This window comes from Nocardia sp. bgisy134 (assembly GCF_057708325.1).
This window is the reverse complement of sequence record NZ_JBYIRW010000002.1, coordinates 128,015-147,500: the sequence shown is the minus strand read 5'-3', so window position 1 is coordinate 147,500 and position 19,486 is coordinate 128,015. Positions and strand designations below refer to the sequence as shown.

The window sequence follows — 19,486 nt, the reverse complement described above, 5'->3', positions numbered from 1 at the left end:
CGAGCGAGTCAGCCGATCAGCCTGCGTTCAGCAGGTCGATCACGAAGATCAAGGTCTTGCCGGAAAGGTGGTGGCCCGCGCCGGCCGGACCGTAGGCGAGCTCCGGCGGGATGGTGAGCTGACGGCGGCCGCCGACCTTCATGCCGGGGATGCCGTCCTGCCAGCCCTGGATCAGGCCGCGCAGCGGGAAGGTGATGGATTCGCCACGCTTCCACGACGAATCGAATTCCTCGCCGCTGTCGAATTCGACACCGACGTAGTGCACCTCGACGGTGCCGCCGGGCACGGCTTCCTTGCCCTCGCCCACGACAAGGTCTTTGATCACGAGCTCGGTGGGCGCGGGGCCCTCTTGGAATTCGACAACCGGCTTGGTCATTCGGCTATCCCCTTCGATAGGTGGGTTGGATTGTCAGCGGTTGGTGATCTCGCGGTAGTCGCGCGCGCCGTAACCGGTGTAGATCTGGCGCGGACGACCGATCTTCAGCGGCTCGCTGTGCATTTCGCGCCAGTGCGCGATCCAGCCGGGCAGCCGGCCCATCGCGAACAGCACGGTGAACATGCGGGTCGGGAAGCCCATGGCCTTGTAGATGACGCCGGTGTAGAAGTCGACGTTCGGGTAGAGCTGGCGCGAGACGAAGTAGTCGTCGGTGAGCGCGGCCTCTTCCAGCGCCTGCGCGATGTCGAACAGCTCGTCGTCGCCGCCGAGCTTGCGCAGGATGGCGTCGGCGTGCTTCTTGGCGATGGAGGCGCGCGGGTCGTAGTTGCGGTAGACGCGGTGCCCGAAGCCCATGAGCTTCACGCCGTCTTCCTTGTTCTTGACCTTGCGGATGAACTCCTTGACGTCGCCGCCCTGGGCCTTGATGTCGTCGAGCATCTCCAGCACGGCCTGGTTGGCGCCGCCGTGCAGCGGGCCCCACAGCGCGTTGATGCCGCCGGACACCGAGGTGAACAGGTTGGCGTCCGAAGAGCCGACCAGGCGCACCGTGGAGGTGGAGCAGTTCTGCTCGTGGTCGGCGTGCAGGATCAGCAGCATGTCCAGCGCGGCCGCCACTTCGGGGTCGACCTCGTAGGGCTCGGCCGGGAAACCGAAGGTCATGCGCAGGAAGTTCTCCACCAGGCTCAGCGAGTTGTCCGGGTAGAGGAACGGCTGGCCGACGGACTTCTTGTACGAGTAGGCCGCGATGGTCGGCAGCTTCGCGAGCAGGCGGATGGTGGACAGCTCGACCTGCTCGGGGTCGCGCGGGTCCAGCGAGTCCTGGTAGTACGCCGACAGCGCGTTGACCGCGGAGGAGAGCACCGGCATGGGGTGCGCGTTGCGCGGGAAGCCGTCGAAGAACCGCTTGAGGTCCTCGTGCAGCAGCGTGTGGCGGCGGATCCGGTCGGTGAACTCGTCGAGCTGAGCCTGGGTCGGCAGCTCGCCGTAGATCAGCAGGTAGCTGACCTCGATGAAGGTCGAGGAACCGGCCAGCTGGTCGATCGGGTAGCCGCGGTAGCGCAGGATGCCCGCTTCGCCGTCGATGTAGGTGATCGCCGACTTGGTCGGGGCGGTGTTCATGAATCCGGGGTCGTACGTGACGTACCCGGTGCTGGCCAGCAATTTGCCGAGGTCGACACCGTCGTTGCCTTCGGAGGCTTCGGTGATCGTCATGGCGTATTCGCCACCCGGGTAGCTCAGCACCGGTTTGGCGTCGTTGATGTCTTTCTCGGGCACGGAAGGATCCCTCTCAGGCTAGGACCGTCGGCATCGAAGTGCGGTCGGCACGGCGGTGCGATTACCTAGACGCTAGTCGCTGTCCACGCGGCCCAGCCACGAGGGTGCCCACCGAGCGACCTCACAAACGCCGTGTCGTCACGTGAGGTTTCGCCGGTCAGGCGGGCAGCGATTCGGTGTGCGGGCGGGCGACCCGGTAGCGAACGAATGCTGGGAAGGCCAACGCGGCCAGCACGACACCGATCACCACCAGCACGCCGCCGCCCGCCGCGGCGACCGCGGTACCCAGGCCGGCGGCAGCAAAACCGTGGGCAACATCACCGACCCGCGGGCCACCAGCGACCACCACGATGAACACCCCCTGCAGGCGACCACGCATCTCGTCGGTGGCGACGGTCAGCAACATGGTGGTGCGCAGCGCGGCGGACACCATGTCGACCGCTCCGCCGAAAGCGAGGAACGCCACCGCGATCCACAGCCAGACGCCGAGCCCGAACAGCTGCCCGGCCAAGCCGACCGCGAGCCCGAAGCCGACCATCGCGACGCCCCACAGCGCGATGCAGACGATCACGGCGAGACCCTGGCGGCGAATGCGCGGAATCCACCCGGAGAACACGCCGCCGAGCACCGCGCCCGCCGACATGGCCGCGAACAGCAGGCCGAGCGCCACGCCGCCGCTGGCCGGGTCGCCGAAGGTCTCGTGAGCGATCTGCGGGAACAGCGCGCGCGGCATGCCGAACACCATGGCGATGACGTCGACCAGGAACGAGGCGAGCAGGATGCGCTGGGTGGCCAGGTACGTGAAACCGTCCAGGACCGTGCGGAATCCGGCCCTGCGCGTGTCGCCGGTCGGCGGGAACGCGGGCAGCCGCCACACCGCCCACAGCGTGACGAGCAGGGCGATGGCGTCGACGAGGTAGAGCGTGGACAGCCCGATCAGCGGGATGAGCGCACCCGCGAGCACCGGCCCCGCGATGGCGCCGACCTGCTGCACGGTCATGCTCAGCGAACTGGCGGCGGCGAGTTGTTCGGGCGGCAGGATGCGGGAGATGGCCGCGCTGCGGGTCGGCTGGTTCACCGCGAAGAACGCCTGCTGCACGGCGAACAGGACCAGCACCACCCAGACGTTGTCGAGCCCGGCCGCCGCCTGCGCCCAGAACAGCACCGCGGTGACGCCGGTGCCCGCGGTGGTGATCACCATCAGTTTGCGCCGGTCCATGACGTCGGCGAGCGCACCGCCCCACAGCCCGAACAGGATCAGCGGCACGAGTCCGAAAAGCCCGGAAAGTCCGACATATCCGGAACTTCCGGTGATCTGGAAGATCTGCTGCGGCACCGCGACCACCGACAGCTGGGCCCCGATGACGGTGACGATGTTGGTCGTCCACAGCCTGCGGTAGTCGGGATTGCGCAGCGGGGTGGTGTCGGCGAGCAGCTTCACCGGCCGGAGATTAGCGAGTTTCCGGCCGGCCAGACGACGCGAGATTCATCACATGATCAGATCTTGTCAGGGCTGCAAACGGTCGACCATCATCCGGCCCTCGGCGATCCGCACCCGAATCCGGTTGTGCAGCCTGCCGCGTCGGCCCTGCCAGAACTCCACCTCGTCGGGACGCAGCAAATAGCCACCCCAGTGCGGCGGCACCGGGATCTCGTCGACGTCGGCGAACCGCGCGGTGGTCTCGGCCAGCGCGCGATCCAGTTCGGCCCGCGACCCGATCGGGCGGGACTGGTGCGAGGCCCACGCCCCGAGCTGGGAGTCACGTGGACGCGAGCGCCAGTACACCGAGGTCTGATCGGCGGAGGATCGCTCGACCGGCCCGCGCACGTGCACCTGCCTGCCGAGGGCGGGCCACAGGAACGTCGCCGCGGCGAACGGGACGGCGGCCAGTTGCGCGCCCTTGGCGGAGTCGTAATTCGTGTAAAAAGTCACACCTTCCGGTGAGAGTCCTTTGCACAGCACCGTTCTGGCGACCGGTCGCGGCGCGCCGCCCGCCAGCGAGACCGTGGCGAGGATCATCGCGTTGGGTTCGGCGATGCCGACGGCGGTGGCCTGCTCGATCCAGTGGCGCAGCAGCGGCTCCCAGCCCCCGGCCAGCCACGTTTCGTCGAGGTCGATGTCCTCGCCGGAGCCGAAGGGCGCGCCGCCGTACTCGGCCCGCATCGACGACAGGTCGGTGTCCACCGGGAGCTCGATCGCGTTGCGTCCCGCGTCCGGCGGGAGCAGGACGGGATCCGGCGCTGAATTGTCCAGGTCACGCATGGGCCAGACGTTACTCCGCGGTAGCAGGGGGCTAAGGTTTTGGTGATCGGCATGTGCTCGGCGAGCAGCACCCTCATCGGCGAGAACCCATGCGACCCGAAGTGCAAGGAGAGTCACAACATGACTACCAGCCCCGCGGTTCCCGGTGGCCAGGCCACCGTACCCAGCGATTTCGTCAGCGGCCTCGAGGGCGTGGTGGCTTTCACCACCGATATCGCCGAACCGGACAAGGACGGCGGCGCGCTGCGCTACCGCGGCGTCGACATCGAGGACCTGGTCGCGGGCCGGGTGACCTTCGGCGACGTGTGGGCGCTACTTGTCGACGGCGAGTTCGGCCGCGGCCTGCCGCCCGCCGAGCCCTTCCCGCTTCCGGTGCACACCGGCGACGTGCGCGTCGACGTGCAGGCCGGTCTGGCCATGCTCGCGCCGATCTGGGGCTACCAGCCGCTGCTCGACATCGACGACCAGGAAGCGCGCGAGAACCTGGCTCGCGCCTCGGTGATGGCGCTGTCCTACGTGGCGCAGTCGGCGCGCGGCATCTACCAGCCCGCGGTGCCGCAGAAGAAGATCGACGAGTGCACCACGGTCACCGAGCGCTTCATGACCCGATGGAAGGGCGATCCGGACCCGCGGCACACCGAGGCCATCGACGCCTACTGGGTCTCCGCCGCCGAGCACGGCATGAACGCCTCCACCTTCACCGCCCGCGTCATCGCCTCGACCGGCGCCGACGTGGCCGCCTCGCTCTCCGGCGCGATCGGCGCGATGTCCGGTCCGCTGCACGGCGGCGCCCCGGCCCGCGTGCTGCCGATGATCGAAGAGGTCGAGAAGACGGGCGACGCCCGTGCGCTGGTCAAGGGGATCCTCGACCGCAAGGAGAAGCTGATGGGCTTCGGTCACCGGGTGTACCGGGCCGAGGACCCGCGCGCCCGCGTGCTGCGCGCCACCGCCAAGCGTTTGCAGGCCCCGCGCTACGAGGTGGCGGCCGCGCTGGAGCAGGCCGCGCTCGCCGAGCTGCGCGAGCGTCGCCCCGACCGCGCCATCGAGACCAACGTGGAGTTCTGGGCCGCGGTGATCCTCGACTTCGCCGAGGTGCCCGCGCACATGATGCCCGCCATGTTCACCTGCGGCCGGACCGCGGGCTGGTGTGCGCACATCCTGGAGCAGAAGCAGCTGGGCAAGCTGGTGCGCCCGGCCGCGATCTACACCGGTCCCGCCGCGCGCAGGCCGGAAGAGGTCGCGGGCTGGGCGGCCATCGCCCACCTCTGAGGCGCTGACCGCACAAACGATCGCGAGCCGGATGCCCCGGCGGGTCTCCTTGCCCGCCACGGCATCCGGCTCGCAGCGTTTCCGGGTGAGACCGACGCGATAGCGACCGTCCGAAGACCACACCGCCCCGCGACGTGCCACGCACATCCCGGGGCGGTGCTTCATCTTCCAACTACCGTGCGCCGATCGGCTTCCCGAAGAACGAGGCGACGGTTTCGCCGAACACCGCGGCCAGGAACGGCAGCTCGCCCGGGGTGGCGAGCATTGTCGGCATGTCGCTGGTGCTGCACCCCGGCTGAGCGGGCACGCCATCGAGCCGGTCACGCAGCCACAGCAGGGCCGCGGGGCCGCCGGTGACCTCCGCGACGATGTGCTCGCTGGCGTGGTCACGGGTGAACTGCACCCGTGCGTCCGGGTTCTGGCAGTAGGTGTTCACCAGGTCGTTGGTCGAGCCGAGCGGCAGGATCTCGTCCCACGCCGAATGCCAGATGAACATCGGCACGTCGGGCACGGTCTTACCCAGCTTCGTGTCTTCCAGCATCGCGGCCACCACCGGATCGAGCAGCGGATCGCCCTGGGTCTTGATGAGTCCCTTCAGATTCAGGAACGGGAACAGGGCCGACTGGTACTGCACGCACAGCGGCGCTTTGACCGCCACGAGTGCCTTGCCGAGCGGATCGAGTTTTCGGTCGAGGAATGCCGCGAACTCGGGGTACTCGCGCGCCAGACCCATCACCGCGGCGAACACCAGTCCGGCGGTGGCCTGGTTGTTGGCCATGTTCAGCGTCGCGCCCAGGTCCGCGCCGACACCGCCCTGCGCCGCGCCGACGATGTTCAATTCGGGCGCGTAGGTGGCCCGTAGTTCGGCGGCGTGACCGGTCGGCATGGAACCGCCCGAGTAGCCGTAGAGGCCGACCGGCGCGTTGGGTCCCACCTCCAGCGGCGCGAACGACGTCGCGGCGCGGATGCCGTCCAGGGTGATGCGACCGCCGAGCGGACCCGCGGCGTACGCGGAATTCGGCCCCTGGTGATCGGGGATGACCACGGCCCAGCCCTGCTGCAATGCGGCTTGGGCGAATACGAATTCGCCCGGCGCCACGATCTGCCCGAGCAGCGGCGCGACGGAGAGGTGCTGGAGCGCGTAGGACGGCGTGCAGTAGCCGGCGGTCGAATCCTCGGCGATCTGCAACGACAGCAACTTGCGCGGCTCCGGCGCGACGCCGCGCGGCTTGATCAGCGTGGCGACGGCCGAGATCGGCTGGTCCCTGCTGTCGCTGGAGCGGTAGGAGACCTGCCAGGCATCCACATTGAGCGGGATGAGGCCGAAATTCGCTAGGTTGACCTGGCGCACCGCGATCACCTCGCCGGGCGCGGCCGCGGCCAGCACGTCCGGGAGCTGGCGGTAGAAAGCCTGATCGAGTTCAGGCGGCAGCGGCAGCACGCGCGCGGCTTCGACGGGAGGACCGACCGGCGCGTCCGGCTCCGCTCCCGCCTGCGCCCCGACCCCCGCGAGCGAGACGGCGACCGCCGCGCTCATGGACACCATGCAGAACCGGCGTATCCGACCCGGCCTCGTACTGGTCCTCATCGACCCACATCCTCACGATTTCCGAGATTGAGACGCCTGCGTCTCAATCTGGGGCACACTATGGCACGGATGTGTCTGGGACGCAATCAGTTCGAGGCGTCGTCCGGCAGTGCCAGTGCGGTGAGCAGCGTGGTCAGCACGTCGACGAGCACCTCGACGGGCGGCCGTGGATCGTCGAGGCTCCACTGGTGCACGAGGCCGTTGACCGCCCCGATGAACGCCGCCATGGCCACCCGCCAGCCACCCGGCGGCGTGCGCACTCCCGGCAACGATCCAGCGGCGGCCTCGACGACCGCGCCCCACCGATCCCTGACGTCGGCGCGATGCCGTTCCACCGCCTCGCTGACCCCGACGATCTCGACGAACGCGACCTTCGCCTTGCGGATGTCACCGACGACGGCCTCGATGTAGGCGCGGATGGCCACGTCGACCAGCACGCGCGGCTCGACGATGTCCGCCGTGGCGAGCGCCCGCGCCACGGCGTCGCGCGCCTGCTCGTGAATCCGGTCGTAGACCTCGACGAGCAGTTCCTCGCGGCCGGCGTACTGCTCGTAGAACTGCCTGCGGGACAACCCCGCCGCCGCGCAGATATCGGTGATGGAGCTGTGCGCGTACGTCTTCTCCGCGAACACCGTGAGCGCGGCCTCGAAGAACAACGCGCGCCGCTCGACCTGCCGCTCCGCGACCGACTGTCCGGCGTAACTGTGTCTCGACCGCACCGCACTCACATCCGACGACCCTAGTGCGAGCGGCCCGAATCCACCCCGCACGCCGGGGCGAGACGCCCTTATTCGTCGCCGAGCGAAGCCGCCCAGTCCACCGCGACGGATTCACCGTGATCGACGGTGAAGAAGGCCACCTCGAGGTGCTGGCCGAGGTCGACCAGGCCGAGGGCGGCCAGCGGCACCGGCTGGATCAGGCGGACCCGCCACGGCAGCGCTTCGTCCCAGGCGTGCAGCTCGAGATCGAGGCGGAGCACCGGATCGTCGCGGCCGGAGTAGTCGGCCGCCACCGGCGCGGCCGCCAGCACGGTGGCGTCGGCCCTGCGCCCATCGGCGAGGATCTTGGCGATGCTCACCCTGGCCGCCTCGTCCGCGTCGGGGATATAGAGCACCAGCCGGTCCCGGTCCCCCGGATCGACCCGGCAGGCGACCACGTCGGCGGGCTGCATCCACTCCAGGTCTTCCTCGCGCACCCGCTGCCGCACCCTGGTCTCGTACGGGAGTTCCTCGTCGATCTGCACGCGAACCCAGAACACGTGACTCGGCTCACCTCGCCGCGGCTGCGGCCCAGGACCCGCCACGAAGGGCAGCGCGAACGACGGCGCCGAGCTCTTCCGCATGCCGAGGATGGTCGCCGATCCCGCCGTGCCGCGGATCAGCAATTCGCGCCGCGCCGCGCCCGACAGGGCGCCCGCCCGCAGACCGAAATTCCGTGGTCGCCGGGCGCGAATCCGCCACCCGGAATCAGCCGACGCCATGCCCATGGCCGGAAAGGGTAGCCGGACTGTGGCGTGCGCCACAGCAATACGTTGGTTCTATGAGTAATTGATCACACCTTCGCCGATTTCCGGGACGTCACGGGCCTCGGGTACCCACCCGCACGAACCGAGCAGGTCGGACACTCTTTATTCTGTTGGCCATGACCACTGCGTTCCCGACCATTCCCGACGACCTCAAGCCCGCCGACGGACGGTTCGGCTGTGGCCCCTCCAAGGTGCGCCCGGAACAGCTGGAGTCCCTCGTCAAGGTGGGGGCCTCGGTGTTCGGAACCTCCCACCGGCAGAAGCCGGTGAAGGACGTGGTCGCGCGTGTGCGCAGCGGCCTGCGCGAGCTCTTCGCCCTGCCCGACGGCTACGAGGTCGTCCTCGGCAACGGCGGCACCACCGCGTTCTGGGACGCCGCCGCGTTCGGCCTGATCCGCGAGCGCTCGCTGCACCTGACCAACGGCGAGTTCTCCAGCAAGTTCGCCGCCGTGGCCAAGGGCAACCCGTTCATCGGTGACCCGATCGTGGTCTCGTCCGAGCCGGGCAGCGCTCCCGAGCCGGTGGCCGACCCGTCGGCCGACCTGATCGGCTGGGCGCACAACGAGACCTCGACGGGCGTGGCCATTCCGGTGCAGCGTCCGGCCGGTTCCGAGCACGCGCTGATCGCCATCGACGCCACCTCCGGTGCGGGCGGCCTGCCGGTGAACATCGCCGACGCCGACGTCTACTACTTCGCGCCGCAGAAGTGCTTCGCCTCCGACGGCGGCCTGTGGGTCGCGCTGATGAGCCCCGCGGCGCTGGCCAGGGTCGAGGAGATCAAGGACAGCGGCCGCTGGACCCCCGAGTTCCTCTCGCTCCCGGTCGCGATCGACAACAGCACCAAGGACCAGACCTACAACACCCCGGCGCTGGGCACCCTGCTGCTGTTCGCCAACCAGATCGAGTGGCTGAACGCCAACGGCGGTCTGGACTGGGCGGTCAAGCGGACGCTGGATTCCTCTTCGCGGCTGTACTCGTGGGCCGAGTCGAGCGAATACGCGACCCCCTACGTCACCGACCCGGCGCACCGCTCGCAGGTCGTCGGCACCATCGACTTCGCCGACTCGGTGGACGCGGCGCAGGTCGCGAAGGTGCTGCGGGCCAACGGAATCGTGGACACCGAGCCCTACCGCAAGCTGGGCCGCAACCAGCTGCGCGTCGGCATGTTCCCGGCCATCGACCCGGAGGACGTGAGCCAGCTCACCCGCAGCATCGACTGGGTCGTCGAAAAGCTTTCCTGAGCGAATTTCCCGGTGCCCGTGGTCTGACCCCAGACCGCGGGCGCCGCGCTCGAACCACGATTACGTGGGCACCCCGCCGAAAAGCGGTAAACCCCACTGAACAACCGAAATTCCCCGCCTCCCAGCCCCGTCCAGGGCGAGTCTTACGAGCCCGTTCGCGGCCGTCTCGCTTCCGAGCGGTCGAAGCGCATGCGACGAAGTCGCGAGTCCCGACCGCTCGGAAGCGAGACATAAGGGCCGCGAACACGCGCGCGCCAGCGCGCCAAAAACACAGCCCGCATACCCGCCCTGGGCATGTGCGCCAGCAACCCAGTGAACCCCTCGCGCACCGAACCAAAGAGCAAACACTAGCCGTTTCCTCTAAAGCGCGGCAGATTTTGGTGCCGCGTGTCTTGCCTCGAGATCATCGACTGTGCACTACTGTTTCGGAAAGTGGGCGGTGTCGCGAGCCGACGCGATAAGGAGGTAACGGTGCGTGAACTTCGAGTGATCGGGGTGACGCCCGACTCCACGCACATCGTGTGCATCGACACCGAGTCCGGCCAGAAGTTCCGGCTGCCCGCAGACGACAAGCTACGAGCCGCCGCGCGCGGAGACCTTGCCCGATTCGGCCAGATCGAGATCGAAATGGAAGCGTCTATGCGTCCCCGCGATATCCAGGCCCGTATCCGTGCCGGGGCCTCCGTCGAACAGGTCACCGAAGAATCCGGCATGCCCGCGAGCCGGGTCGAGCGTTTCGCGTATCCGGTGTTGCTGGAGCGCGCCCGGGCCGCCGAGCTCGCGCAGAAAGCGCACCCGGTGCGTCCCGACGGCCCCGCCGTGGAAACTCTGATCGATATCGTCACCGCCGCGTTCACCGAGCGTGGGCACACGCTCGAGAATGCCGAGTGGGATGCGTGGAAGGACGAAAAGGGCTACTGGGTGGCCCAGTTGCAGTGGCAGAACGGACGTTCCGAGATCGCCGCGCACTGGCGTTACCAGCCCGACGCGCACGGCGGTTCGGTCTCGCCGCTCGATGATCCCGCCGCGGATCTGATCGATCCCGATTTCGGTCGCGCGCTGCGCGGTCTGGCGACAGTGCTTCCGCCGCAGGCCGAGCTGGAGGCGCCCGAGCCCGCCGAGCCCGTCGTCGAGCCGCGCAAGGAAACGCCCGCCGCCACCGGCGCGCGTCCCGCGACGGCCCGGCAGCAGCAGCCGACGCTGGACGAGTACTTCGAGCAGCGCGCGGTCGCCGCAGGCGGCAGCGCCGCGGCGATCCCGGCCACCGGCGGCAGCGCCGCGGCAATTCCGGCCGCGAGTGGCAGTTCCGCAGCGATACCGGCCGCGGGCGGCAGTTCCGCAGCGATACCGGCCGCAGGCGGCAGTTCCGCAGCGATACCGGCCGCGAGCAACAGCACCACGACGCAGGCGGCGAGCACGAACGCCGCCCCTGCGGCGAGCGCTCCCACCAACGGCGCGCAGTCCGCGAACACCTCGGCACCGGCAGCGAACCCCGCGCCCGCCGAGGAGAACACCAAGTCCGGCAACGCGAACGGCAAGTCCGCTCCCGCCAAGCCGAACCGCACCAAGCGCGGGAAGGCGCCCATGCCGTCCTGGGAGGACGTGCTGCTCGGCGTGCGCAGCTCGGGTCACTGAGTCGAATCGACGCGCTCCGGCTCGTACCATCTCCCCGCAGAGTTTGCTGGGTGACTCGCCCAGATTGCTGGACCCGAAATTTTCGGCGCGCTGGCGTGTTCCGTCACGGAAGCTGCGTCGCGGGTCGTCCGAGGCGAGTAGATTTTTCGATACGTGCCGGATGACGCGCACCGTCACCGGACACGAAAGGTAGCGGGAAGTTCGCGGAGTAGTTTCGTGCGACCATCGGGAGGTGCCGGAAAATGCTGTCCAAAGCCTCGTCCCTCTGGTATGTCGACGCCCCCGACCCGTTGGCGGTACTGCGCGCTGACCACGACCCGGACCCCGACGCCGCGCTGGCACTGGCCAAGCAGCTCTACGCCGACCGCGACGTGGTGCCGATCATGGTCGGCACCCTCGGCGGCTGCGCGGGCCCTGACCTGGACGAGGTGTACATCGGCTGCTATCCCGGTGTCACCGTGGTGTGTTCGGCGCAGGCCGCACTGCCGCGGCCGACGAAACTGCCGGAGCTTCTGGTGCGCCCGCTCGCCTCCGACCACACCTACCTGCTCTCCTTCGACACCGCCATCAACTGGGGCGCGTTCGCGCATTGGGAGCGCGGGGAATTCCGCCGCGCGTTCAGCTCGACCAGGGTGAACATCCTGGAGGACGAGGGCCTTCCGCTGGTGTGGGAGCGACCTTTCTGGGCGGGCGAGCATCCCGTTCGCTGGCATGCCGGGGAGTTGCCCGACCCGCAGACGCTGCCCTTCGACCCGCCCGACTTCGCCGATGCCGCCAACAACGAGTGGCTCGGCTTCCACTACCGCGCCCCGTCGGCCCAAGGCGCGCTGGTGCCCGGTGACATCGCGGTGTGCGGGTTCACGTTGTACGCGAAAGGCGCGGCGCCCGACCACTCGACCTTGGTCGATTCCGAAAGGCTCCGGACCGAGATCAAGCCGAGGCGTGGGCTGTTCGGTTGGCTGCGCGGAGGCGACCGGGTCGGCTGAATCGGACCGGCCCGGCATCGAACCAAAGCGACGTTGGACCAACCCCCGCGTCGGATCCGCGGAGCGTCAAGTGCCCCGTTTCCTTTGCACAGCCGGTCTTCTCACAGCGCCGACAGACCCTCGACGACGAGCGCCAGCCAGCCGAGCACCACGCCCACTCCGCAGCCGAGCAACACCCACCTGGTCACCGGCGTGAACCGCGCACGCCAGGCGGTAGGCGCGGCGCCACCCGCCGCCACCAGGTTCACCACCACGGCCAGCAGCGGATGCACCTGGGCCAGGGCGATGCCGAACGCGTAGACGGCCACGGCCGCCAGCAGCGCGACCATCACCGTCACGGTGATACCCGCGGCCCACGGCGTCGGATCCTGCGCGGGCGGATAGGGACGGTACGCACCGTTCGTCGGGTGATCCACCATGTCCTTGTCCCTCACGACGTTCTCACCCGTTCATAGAACGCCATCGCCGCGGCCGTGGCCACATTCAGCGAATCGGTGCCCGGAGACATCGGAATGCGCGCGCGGACATCGGTCGCGCGCATCGCGTCCTCGGTGAGGCCGGGCCCCTCCGCGCCGAGCAGCAACGCGACCCGTTCGCCCGTCATGGCGGTGGCCAGATTCGGCGCCGCGGGATTCGGCGTGAGCGCGATGATCTGAAATCCTTTGCTCCGTAGCACCTCCAGGCCGTTCGGCCAGTCCGGCACCGGAGCGAACGGCACCCGGAGGACGTGGCCCATCGACACCCGCACGGCACGCCGGTACAGCGGATCGGCGCAGCGATCGCCGAACAGGACCGCCTCGGCCCCGAGTCCGGCCGCGTTGCGGAACATGGACCCGAGATTCTCGTGGTCGTTGATCCCCTCGAGCACCGCGACGGTGCGCGCGCCCTCGGTCACCTCGTCCAGGGTCAACTCGGGCGGGCGCCGCGCCACCGCGAGCACCCCGCGATTGAGGTGGAAGCCCACGATCTCCGCCATCACCTCGGCGCTGGCCCGGTAATACGGCAGGTCGACCGTCGCCAGATCCTCGGTCAACTGCTCGTACCGGCGCGCCACTCCGAGCAGTGCGCTCGGCCGGAACCGAGAGTCCAGCATCCGCTGCACGACCACTACGCCCTCGGCGATCACCAGTCCCTTGCGACCGGGCAGGTCCGGCCGCCGATCCGCCGACGCCAGGTCGCGAAAATCGTCGACCCGGGGATCGCTGGGATCATCGATATCGATCACTTCGGCCACCGCCATATCCTGCCCGCCCCGGCCGGGCGCTCGAAACCGCACCCGTCCACCGCGCGGGACGCCGCTGATTCGGCGAGTCGAGCCGCCGAATCAGCGGAAGCGCACGAGGCAGGGTGACCGCGAGATGCATGCGATTCTGTTCGCTTTCGCCATCGCCGGACCGACGGGCCGTGCCGTCACCACCGGCCCGGCGTGGTCGGATCCCGATCGGATGATCTGCTCGGCCGCAGGCGATTCCGAGACCCTGCACGATCAGCACCCTGCACGAGCAGCTGACGCGCGACTGGTCCGACCTCATCGCGCGCGAGTGCGGGGGAGAAGATGGCACACCTACACCGAACGCTCGGACGCGCGCCCTGCGCACGACCGAAACTCCCTGTGCTGCTGCCGATCTCGATCGAGCAGCACGGGTCGCCGAGTCGGCACTGCGACTGGCCAAGGAGGTCGACGCTAGAACCGACACGTCCGATACCGCCACGGTGACCGCCGTCACCGGGGCGACCGTCGATGAGGCGACGCGTTTCACGGCCCAACTGCTGACCGGATACCGGCGGATCGCCGCGTTCGACCTCGACCCGCACTTGCTCGGCAACGGCCCAGGTCCACCCGCTGGATCCGGTGTACGGACCGGACAACGACCGGCCGGTGCGGACACGGCGATCGGGCTTTCCCGACCGGGTCTCGGCCGGAAAACCGGGTGCGCCGGGGCGGGAGTCGTGTGACGATCGGCGCATGACGCTCGTACCCGGCATCACCGTCCGATCGGCCACCGAGGAGGACGCGGCGGGGGTGCGGCTACTCGTGGAGACCTCGTTCGGCACGAGGTCGGACGAGGCGTGGCTGGAGCGGTCGGCGCAACTGTTCCCGCCGCGTGACGTCATCGTGGCGGTGGACGGCGACCGCGTCGTCGGGCACGTCCGGTCGCGGGAGATGATCCTGACCGTGCCCGGGGAGCGGACCGTCTCGGCGTGCGGCATCGCCGGAGTCGGCGTCGCGCCCACGCACCGCAGGCGCGGCATTCTGCGCGCCATGTACACCGAACAGCATCGGCGCACCGAGGCGCAGGGCCTGCCGCTGACCATCTTCACGGCGAGCGAGGGCGGCATCTACGGGCGGTTCGGGTACGGGCCGACGGTGCGGCTGAACGCGGTCGAGATCGATCGCAGGTTCGTCGAATTCCTGCCCAGCACACCGGATCCCGGCGGCGTCGAGCTCGTGATGCTCGCTGACGTCGCCGACCGGGTGCGCGAGATCTACGACCGCTGGCGCAGGCCGACCCCGGGCGCGCAAGTGCGGCCCGACGCGTCGTGGGGCCATCTGTTCGCCGATCCGGAGCGGTTCCGCGGCGGCGGCTCGGATCTGTTCACGCTGCTGCACCCGGACGGCTACGCGCTCTATCGCTACTACCGCGAGGGCAGGGAGATGATCGTCGACGTCGTCGAGATGCGCACGGTCACCACCGACGCGCACGCCGCGCTCTGGCGCGCACTGTTCGGTCTGGACCTGGTCACGCAGGTCAAGGCCGAGCTCAGCGACAACGACCCGCTCCCGTACCTGCTGCGGAATCCCCGGCTGGTCCGCACCACCGCGCGCTACGACAACCTCTGGCTGCGGCTGATGAACGTCCCCGGCGCGCTGACGGCCCGCGACTACGGGACCGATCTCGACGTCGTCCTCGGCGTCACCGACCCGTTCCGCGCGGCGGGTGGCACGTTCGCGCTCACCGTGCGCAACGGACAGGCCGAGTGCGCGCCCACCGACCGGGCGGCAGACATCGAGCTCGGCATCGACGTCCTGGGCAGCATGTACCTCGGCGCTTACTCGGCGCGCGCGTTCGCGGCGGCGAATCGGCTCCAGGTCAAGGATTACGGCACGCTGCGCGCGCTCGAGGAGGCGTTCGGCGCCGACCGGGACGCGGTGCTCGGCTGGTTCTTCTGACCGCGGCTTCCTCGGACCGGGTGCGGGTTCCGCGCCCGACCCGGAATGTCCCCACGGGTCGGCGACAGGCTGGCATCCTGGAGAACATGAAGCCGCTTCAGCTGGTTCTCAACATCCTCTGGCTCATCTTCGCCGGGTTCTGGATGGCGCTCGGCTACGTCGTCGCCGGGATCATCTGCTTCATCCTGATCATCACGATCCCGTTCGGCATCGCCTCGTTCCGCATCGCGGCCTATGTTCTGTGGCCGTTCGGCCGCACCACGGTGGAGAAACCGGGCGCGGGCGCGGGCTCGCTGATCGGCAACATCATCTGGTTCATCGTGGCCGGCTGGTGGCTTGCCCTCGGCCACCTGCTCACCAGCATCCCGCTGTTCCTCTCGATCATCGGCATCCCCTTCGGCTGGGCCAACCTCAAGTTCATCCCCCTCTCGCTCTTCCCCCTCGGCCGCGAGATCGTCGACTCCGACCGCCCCTTCGGCGCCGGCTGAGTTCGGGGACCGTGCGCACGCTTCGCAGCGCTCGCAATCGCTGCGAGGCGTGGGGGACGCGTGCGACGAGGGCTACTCCGATTCGGAGACGATGTGCTTCATGATGGTGACGGCCTGGGTGAGGACCGCAAGCTGGTCGTCGGTGAGGGACGAGAGTTGCTCGGTCATCCAGGCTTCGCGTGCGCTGGCCTCGTCGGCGATCAACGCACGGCCGGATTCGGAGAGCGAGACGATGATCTGGCGTCCGTCGGTCGGATGCGGCTTGCGCTCCACCAGGTTCAGGTCGGACAGCGAAGCGATCACCCTGGTCATCGACGGCGGCTGCACCCGCTCCTTGGCGGCCAGCGCGCCCGGTGTCATCGCACCCTCGCGCGCCAGCGTGGCCAGGGCGGAGAGCTGGGTGAGCGAGATCTGTGAGTCGGCGCGACGCCCCCGCAGGTGTCGCGTCAGCCGAACCACCGCCAGCGAGAGTTCACCGGCGAGGGCTCGAACATCCGATGGCGTTGTCACAGTGGCAAACGATACGGGACCGGCCGACTGCGGGACGCCTGTTCCCGCCGCTACGCTGAGGCCGTGACCCAGAAAGTGCCGGAGATCCCGCCGCGGCTGACCGATCCGCGGCCGGTGCTCGCCGTCGGCAGCGCCCTGTGGGTGATCGCCACCATCGTCGTGTGGGCGAGCGGCGAGCGCTGGGAGTCGGCCCGGCCCGTCTGCCTGATGGGCCTGGTGGTCGGCCTGATCGGCTTGACCATCTTCCTGATCCAGCGCCGCGGCGCCCGGCGCGGCGACAAGGGCGCGCAGACCGGTCTGCGGTGATCAGCTCACCTGGAATTCCGCGCTCACCCCGGTGAACGGCCGCAGCACGCCGTCGGCGCCGAGGCTGTCGGCGAAGTGCACGAACCGATAGTCGCCCGGCTCCGCGTCGGCGGGCACGTCCCAGCTGAACCCGGCCACCGATTCGGCCGAGCCGCGTGTGCTCCAGTGGTATCTCACCGCCCACTCCCCCTCGTTGGCGACGCGCACCCAGCCGCTTCCGGTTCGGCGCTGCACCTCGAGGAAGGTGCCGTTGCGGCGCGGGTTGTGCTTCGGATGCGCCGAAACGAATTCGGCGACAACCCTTTCCCCGCGAGCGCAGGAGGCGGGCTGGATCAGCACGTCGCCGAAGCCACGCCCCGGCGGAGTGGCGTCCGGCCCCGGCGCGGGCACGAAGTTCGGCTGGAGGTTCGACACGTCTCGCGGGGCCGGGCCGCGCGGAACCGCGGTGCGGGCCGCGAAAGCCGTTGCCAGGCGGTGGAATTCCTGCTGGTAGGCGGGCAAGGTGTAGCGCCCGTACAGCGTCGACGCGCCCTCGTACTGCTGGGCGTCGTATTCCTCCGGCGTGGTGACGTATTCGTGGTAGGCGTTGGCATAGCCCTGGAGCAGCACCTGGTCCAGACCGACGCCGAGCGCCTCCGTCACGGCGCGGCGCACGCGCAACCCGGACACGATGGTGAACTCACCGCCCGCGGCCGCCAGATACAGCTCGCCGATCCGCACCAGCTGGATCGGCACCACGCTCGGCACCCACGGCACCGGCGGCAGCAGACCGAGCGGCGCGGCGATCGCCTTGGGCGCCTGGGCATCCGCGAGCCAAGCGGGCGCAGGCTGGTTCGGATCGCCGAGCGCGCCGAGGAACGGATTGCGCACGCCCTCGGGAATCGGCCCGCCCGGCAGGCCGGGCCCGTCCTCGACGCTGCCCGCGATCAACGAGACGCCCGCGGCGGCCGAGGCCGTGTGCCGCGGCTGACCGTCCGGGGTGAAGCGTCCGTCGACCGCGATATCGGCCAGGTCGATGTAGCAGAGGAGGGAATCGATCGGTCCGCTCAGCGCGCGCGCTGCGGTCAGCGCGTTCTTGGCGGCGCGGTACTGCCGCTCACCGATCAGGCGGGTGTTCTCGAACTCGTCCTCGGTCGGCCCGGAGCCGGGGCGCAGGTTCAGGTTCGGCGACATGTCGCCCGCATTGGTCTGGGCGAAGGCGGACACGAAGTCCGGTGCGCCGTCGAGGTATCGGACGCCGTGTTCGGTGTGCTCATGGGTGAAGGAGGCGTAGCCCTTGTTGTCGGCGCTGATCAACCGGTTCGCGTTGGTCATCGAGGTGTTGTGGGTCGCGAACCAGGTGATGGCGCCGACCCGCTTGCCGCCCTTGGCAATCGAGAGCGTGGTCACGGCCGGGTCGATGGCCTCGGGGAAGTGATCGCGGTCGGCCGCGGGGTTGCGATCGAAGGCGACGCGCGAGCGGTTGACGCTGGCGTCGTGCAATTCCGCGCGGCCGAGCGCTAGGGCGGCGGGCGCGAGATCGGCGTGCGCGGCCGCGATGGCCTCGACGATCCCGTTCACCTCGGCGTCGTACACCTGCTGCTGGAAGCCGAGGATGGACAGGTTGTAGGCATAGTCGTGGCTGGAGCCGCCGCAGGTCGCGTGCGAATGGGTCGAGGTGAGCAGCACGTTCTGCTCGGTGTAGAGATCGCCGAAGCGGCGGGCCAGCTCGAGCAGCACGCCGCGGTGCACCGACTGGAAGATCATGCCGTTCTCGGCGACGACGAAGACGATGCGCCGCCCGCCCGCGGCGATCACGTACGCACGGGCGCGCGGACGCAGATGGATGCCCGCGGTGGTCTGCTCGAGCTGGGAGTAGCCCATCATCCCGCATTCGGCGGCCGGCCCGGTGAGGTCGGAGAGGCCGACGCCGGCCTGGTAGCCCGCGTCCGGTGCGGCGGCGGCGCTCGCCCCGAGTGTGGCGGTCAGCCCCGGCACGACGCTCGTGGCGGCGAGCGCGGCCGAACCTACCGCGGTTCGGGCGAGAACCGTTCTGCGTGGCACCGGCATCCGAGCCTCCCTTCTTCCGTTTGGCAGCGAACCACACAACTGGACATTCGTCCAGTCCAGATTTTTCTGCGGCGCGAATTGACTGCGCGCGCTGCGGGCGCTTAACTCGCTGAGGTGTCCTCCCGATTGAGCGTCGAAGAACGACGGGCCCACCTTATCGAGGCCGCGATCGGCCTTGCCGAAAAAAAGGGCGTGGCAGGCGTGACCACGCGCGATGTGGCTCAAGCAGCCGGTGTCTCGCTCGGTGTGGTGCATTACTGTTTCGAAAATAAGGACGCGCTGATGACCGAGCTGGTCAAAGCGTTGTCGATGGAATTACGCGATTCCGTCGACGCCAATGAAACAGTTTGGCAAGACGTCGAAAGTGGAAAAGAAGCGCTTCAAAAATTGGTGCGCGCCGGGCTCGAACTGATGTGGCTCAACATCGAGGCCACACCGGAACGACAACTGCTCACCTACGAAACAACGACTTATGCGTTGCGCGAAGGGGAACAGACCCCGAAAAAACTCGCCATCGCGCGCGAGCAGTACGCCTTCAACGACTCGACGCTCACCGACATCCTCGACCACGCGCGCGACGCCACGGCCACCGAGTGGTCGGTGCCGGTGCAGACCCTGAGCCGCTTCACCCTCAACGTCATCGACGGCGTCGTGCTGCGCTGGCTCGTCGACAACGACAGCGAGGCGGTGCGCACCCAGCTCGATCTGCTGAGCGAGATGATCGCGGGGTACGCGGCGTAACA

General features: G+C 69.0%; 19 protein-coding genes. 8 read left to right on the top strand and 11 right to left on the bottom strand.

All coding sequences use genetic code 11. The features are described from left to right. Positions 1-16: 16 nt before the first annotated feature. The 4 genes from AC3ERS_RS04680 to pdxH form a co-directional block, all read right to left on the bottom strand. Positions 17-376, bottom strand: a complete 360-nt coding sequence (locus AC3ERS_RS04680) for an FKBP-type peptidyl-prolyl cis-trans isomerase (RefSeq protein ID WP_431963845.1) — start codon at positions 374-376, stop codon at positions 17-19. 33 nt (positions 377-409) lie between these two features. Continuing rightward, the gene (locus tag AC3ERS_RS04675; protein ID WP_431963843.1) at positions 410-1,711 is read right to left on the bottom strand and encodes a citrate synthase; all 1,302 of its coding nucleotides are present in this window, start codon (positions 1,709-1,711) and stop codon (positions 410-412) included. A 157-nt stretch (positions 1,712-1,868) separates the two neighbouring features. Further along, positions 1,869-3,152 carry an MFS transporter gene (locus tag AC3ERS_RS04670; RefSeq protein WP_431963841.1) on the bottom strand — a complete coding sequence of 428 codons (1,284 nt, stop codon included), beginning with the start codon at positions 3,150-3,152 and terminating at the stop codon, positions 1,869-1,871. A 66-nt stretch (positions 3,153-3,218) separates the two neighbouring features. Further along, positions 3,219-3,974, bottom strand: a complete 756-nt coding sequence (gene pdxH / locus AC3ERS_RS04665) for a pyridoxamine 5'-phosphate oxidase (RefSeq protein ID WP_431963839.1) — start codon at positions 3,972-3,974, stop codon at positions 3,219-3,221. 120 nt (positions 3,975-4,094) lie between these two features. Between pdxH and AC3ERS_RS04660 the strand changes: the two genes are divergently transcribed. Continuing rightward, positions 4,095-5,243: a citrate synthase 2 gene (locus AC3ERS_RS04660; protein ID WP_431963837.1), complete on the top strand. Its 1,149-nt coding sequence runs from the start codon at positions 4,095-4,097 to the stop codon at positions 5,241-5,243. Between the two features lie 172 nt (positions 5,244-5,415). On the opposite strand, the gene AC3ERS_RS04655 is transcribed toward AC3ERS_RS04660, so the two are convergent. The 3 genes from AC3ERS_RS04655 to AC3ERS_RS04645 form a co-directional block, all read right to left on the bottom strand. Then, complete coding sequence (locus AC3ERS_RS04655) at positions 5,416-6,831, bottom strand: lipase family protein (RefSeq protein ID WP_431963835.1); 1,416 nt, start codon at positions 6,829-6,831, stop codon at positions 5,416-5,418. Between the two features lie 86 nt (positions 6,832-6,917). Beyond that, positions 6,918-7,559 (bottom strand): TetR/AcrR family transcriptional regulator, encoded by a 642-nt coding sequence (locus AC3ERS_RS04650; RefSeq protein WP_431963833.1) that lies wholly within the window; start codon positions 7,557-7,559, stop codon positions 6,918-6,920. 59 nt (positions 7,560-7,618) lie between these two features. Beyond that, entirely contained in the window at positions 7,619-8,353 is a 735-nt protein-coding gene (locus tag AC3ERS_RS04645; protein WP_431963831.1) for a hypothetical protein, read from the bottom strand. Between the two features lie 119 nt (positions 8,354-8,472). Between AC3ERS_RS04645 and serC the strand changes: the two genes are divergently transcribed. The 3 genes from serC to AC3ERS_RS04630 all read left to right on the top strand — a co-directional run bounded on the left by serC (position 8,473) and on the right by AC3ERS_RS04630 (position 12,218). Next, entirely contained in the window at positions 8,473-9,597 is a 1,125-nt protein-coding gene (gene serC / locus AC3ERS_RS04640; protein WP_357409397.1) for a phosphoserine transaminase, read from the top strand. Between the two features lie 471 nt (positions 9,598-10,068). Then, positions 10,069-11,232 carry a septation protein SepH gene (sepH, locus tag AC3ERS_RS04635; RefSeq protein WP_431963828.1) on the top strand — a complete coding sequence of 388 codons (1,164 nt, stop codon included), beginning with the start codon at positions 10,069-10,071 and terminating at the stop codon, positions 11,230-11,232. 242 nt (positions 11,233-11,474) lie between these two features. Continuing rightward, complete coding sequence (locus AC3ERS_RS04630; protein WP_431963826.1) at positions 11,475-12,218, top strand: DUF6928 family protein; 744 nt, start codon at positions 11,475-11,477, stop codon at positions 12,216-12,218. Positions 12,219-12,319: 101 nt separating this feature from the next. Here the strand turns inward: AC3ERS_RS04630 and AC3ERS_RS04625 are convergent, their stop codons facing one another. Together AC3ERS_RS04625 and AC3ERS_RS04620 are read right to left on the bottom strand one after the other, a co-directional pair. Then, the gene (locus AC3ERS_RS04625) at positions 12,320-12,637 is read right to left on the bottom strand and encodes a DUF2537 domain-containing protein (protein ID WP_431964517.1); all 318 of its coding nucleotides are present in this window, start codon (positions 12,635-12,637) and stop codon (positions 12,320-12,322) included. A gap of 11 nt (positions 12,638-12,648) precedes the next feature. Further along, positions 12,649-13,452 (bottom strand): TrmH family RNA methyltransferase, encoded by an 804-nt coding sequence (locus AC3ERS_RS04620; RefSeq protein ID WP_431963824.1) that lies wholly within the window; start codon positions 13,450-13,452, stop codon positions 12,649-12,651. A 732-nt stretch (positions 13,453-14,184) separates the two neighbouring features. Here AC3ERS_RS04620 and AC3ERS_RS04615 point away from each other — a divergent pair. After that, complete coding sequence (locus AC3ERS_RS04615) at positions 14,185-15,390, top strand: GNAT family N-acetyltransferase (RefSeq protein WP_431963822.1); 1,206 nt, start codon at positions 14,185-14,187, stop codon at positions 15,388-15,390. An 86-nt stretch (positions 15,391-15,476) separates the two neighbouring features. Continuing rightward, complete coding sequence (locus AC3ERS_RS04610; RefSeq protein ID WP_431963820.1) at positions 15,477-15,878, top strand: YccF domain-containing protein; 402 nt, start codon at positions 15,477-15,479, stop codon at positions 15,876-15,878. A 72-nt stretch (positions 15,879-15,950) separates the two neighbouring features. On the opposite strand, the gene AC3ERS_RS04605 is transcribed toward AC3ERS_RS04610, so the two are convergent. Next, positions 15,951-16,388, bottom strand: coding sequence for a MarR family winged helix-turn-helix transcriptional regulator (locus tag AC3ERS_RS04605; RefSeq protein ID WP_431963818.1), 438 nt, complete (start codon positions 16,386-16,388; stop codon positions 15,951-15,953). A 63-nt stretch (positions 16,389-16,451) separates the two neighbouring features. Here AC3ERS_RS04605 and AC3ERS_RS04600 point away from each other — a divergent pair, with 63 nt between their 5' ends. Beyond that, positions 16,452-16,694 (top strand): DUF2530 domain-containing protein, encoded by a 243-nt coding sequence (locus tag AC3ERS_RS04600; protein ID WP_357409388.1) that lies wholly within the window; start codon positions 16,452-16,454, stop codon positions 16,692-16,694. Here AC3ERS_RS04600 and AC3ERS_RS04595 read toward each other — a convergent pair whose 3' ends face one another. Then, on the bottom strand, positions 16,695-18,743 hold the full coding sequence (locus tag AC3ERS_RS04595) for a neutral/alkaline ceramidase (protein WP_431963816.1): 2,049 nt from the start codon (positions 18,741-18,743) through the stop codon (positions 16,695-16,697). A gap of 126 nt (positions 18,744-18,869) precedes the next feature. Between AC3ERS_RS04595 and AC3ERS_RS04590 the strand changes: the two genes are divergently transcribed. Further along, positions 18,870-19,484: a TetR/AcrR family transcriptional regulator gene (locus AC3ERS_RS04590; RefSeq protein ID WP_431963814.1), complete on the top strand. Its 615-nt coding sequence runs from the start codon at positions 18,870-18,872 to the stop codon at positions 19,482-19,484. Positions 19,485-19,486 lie beyond the last annotated feature (2 nt).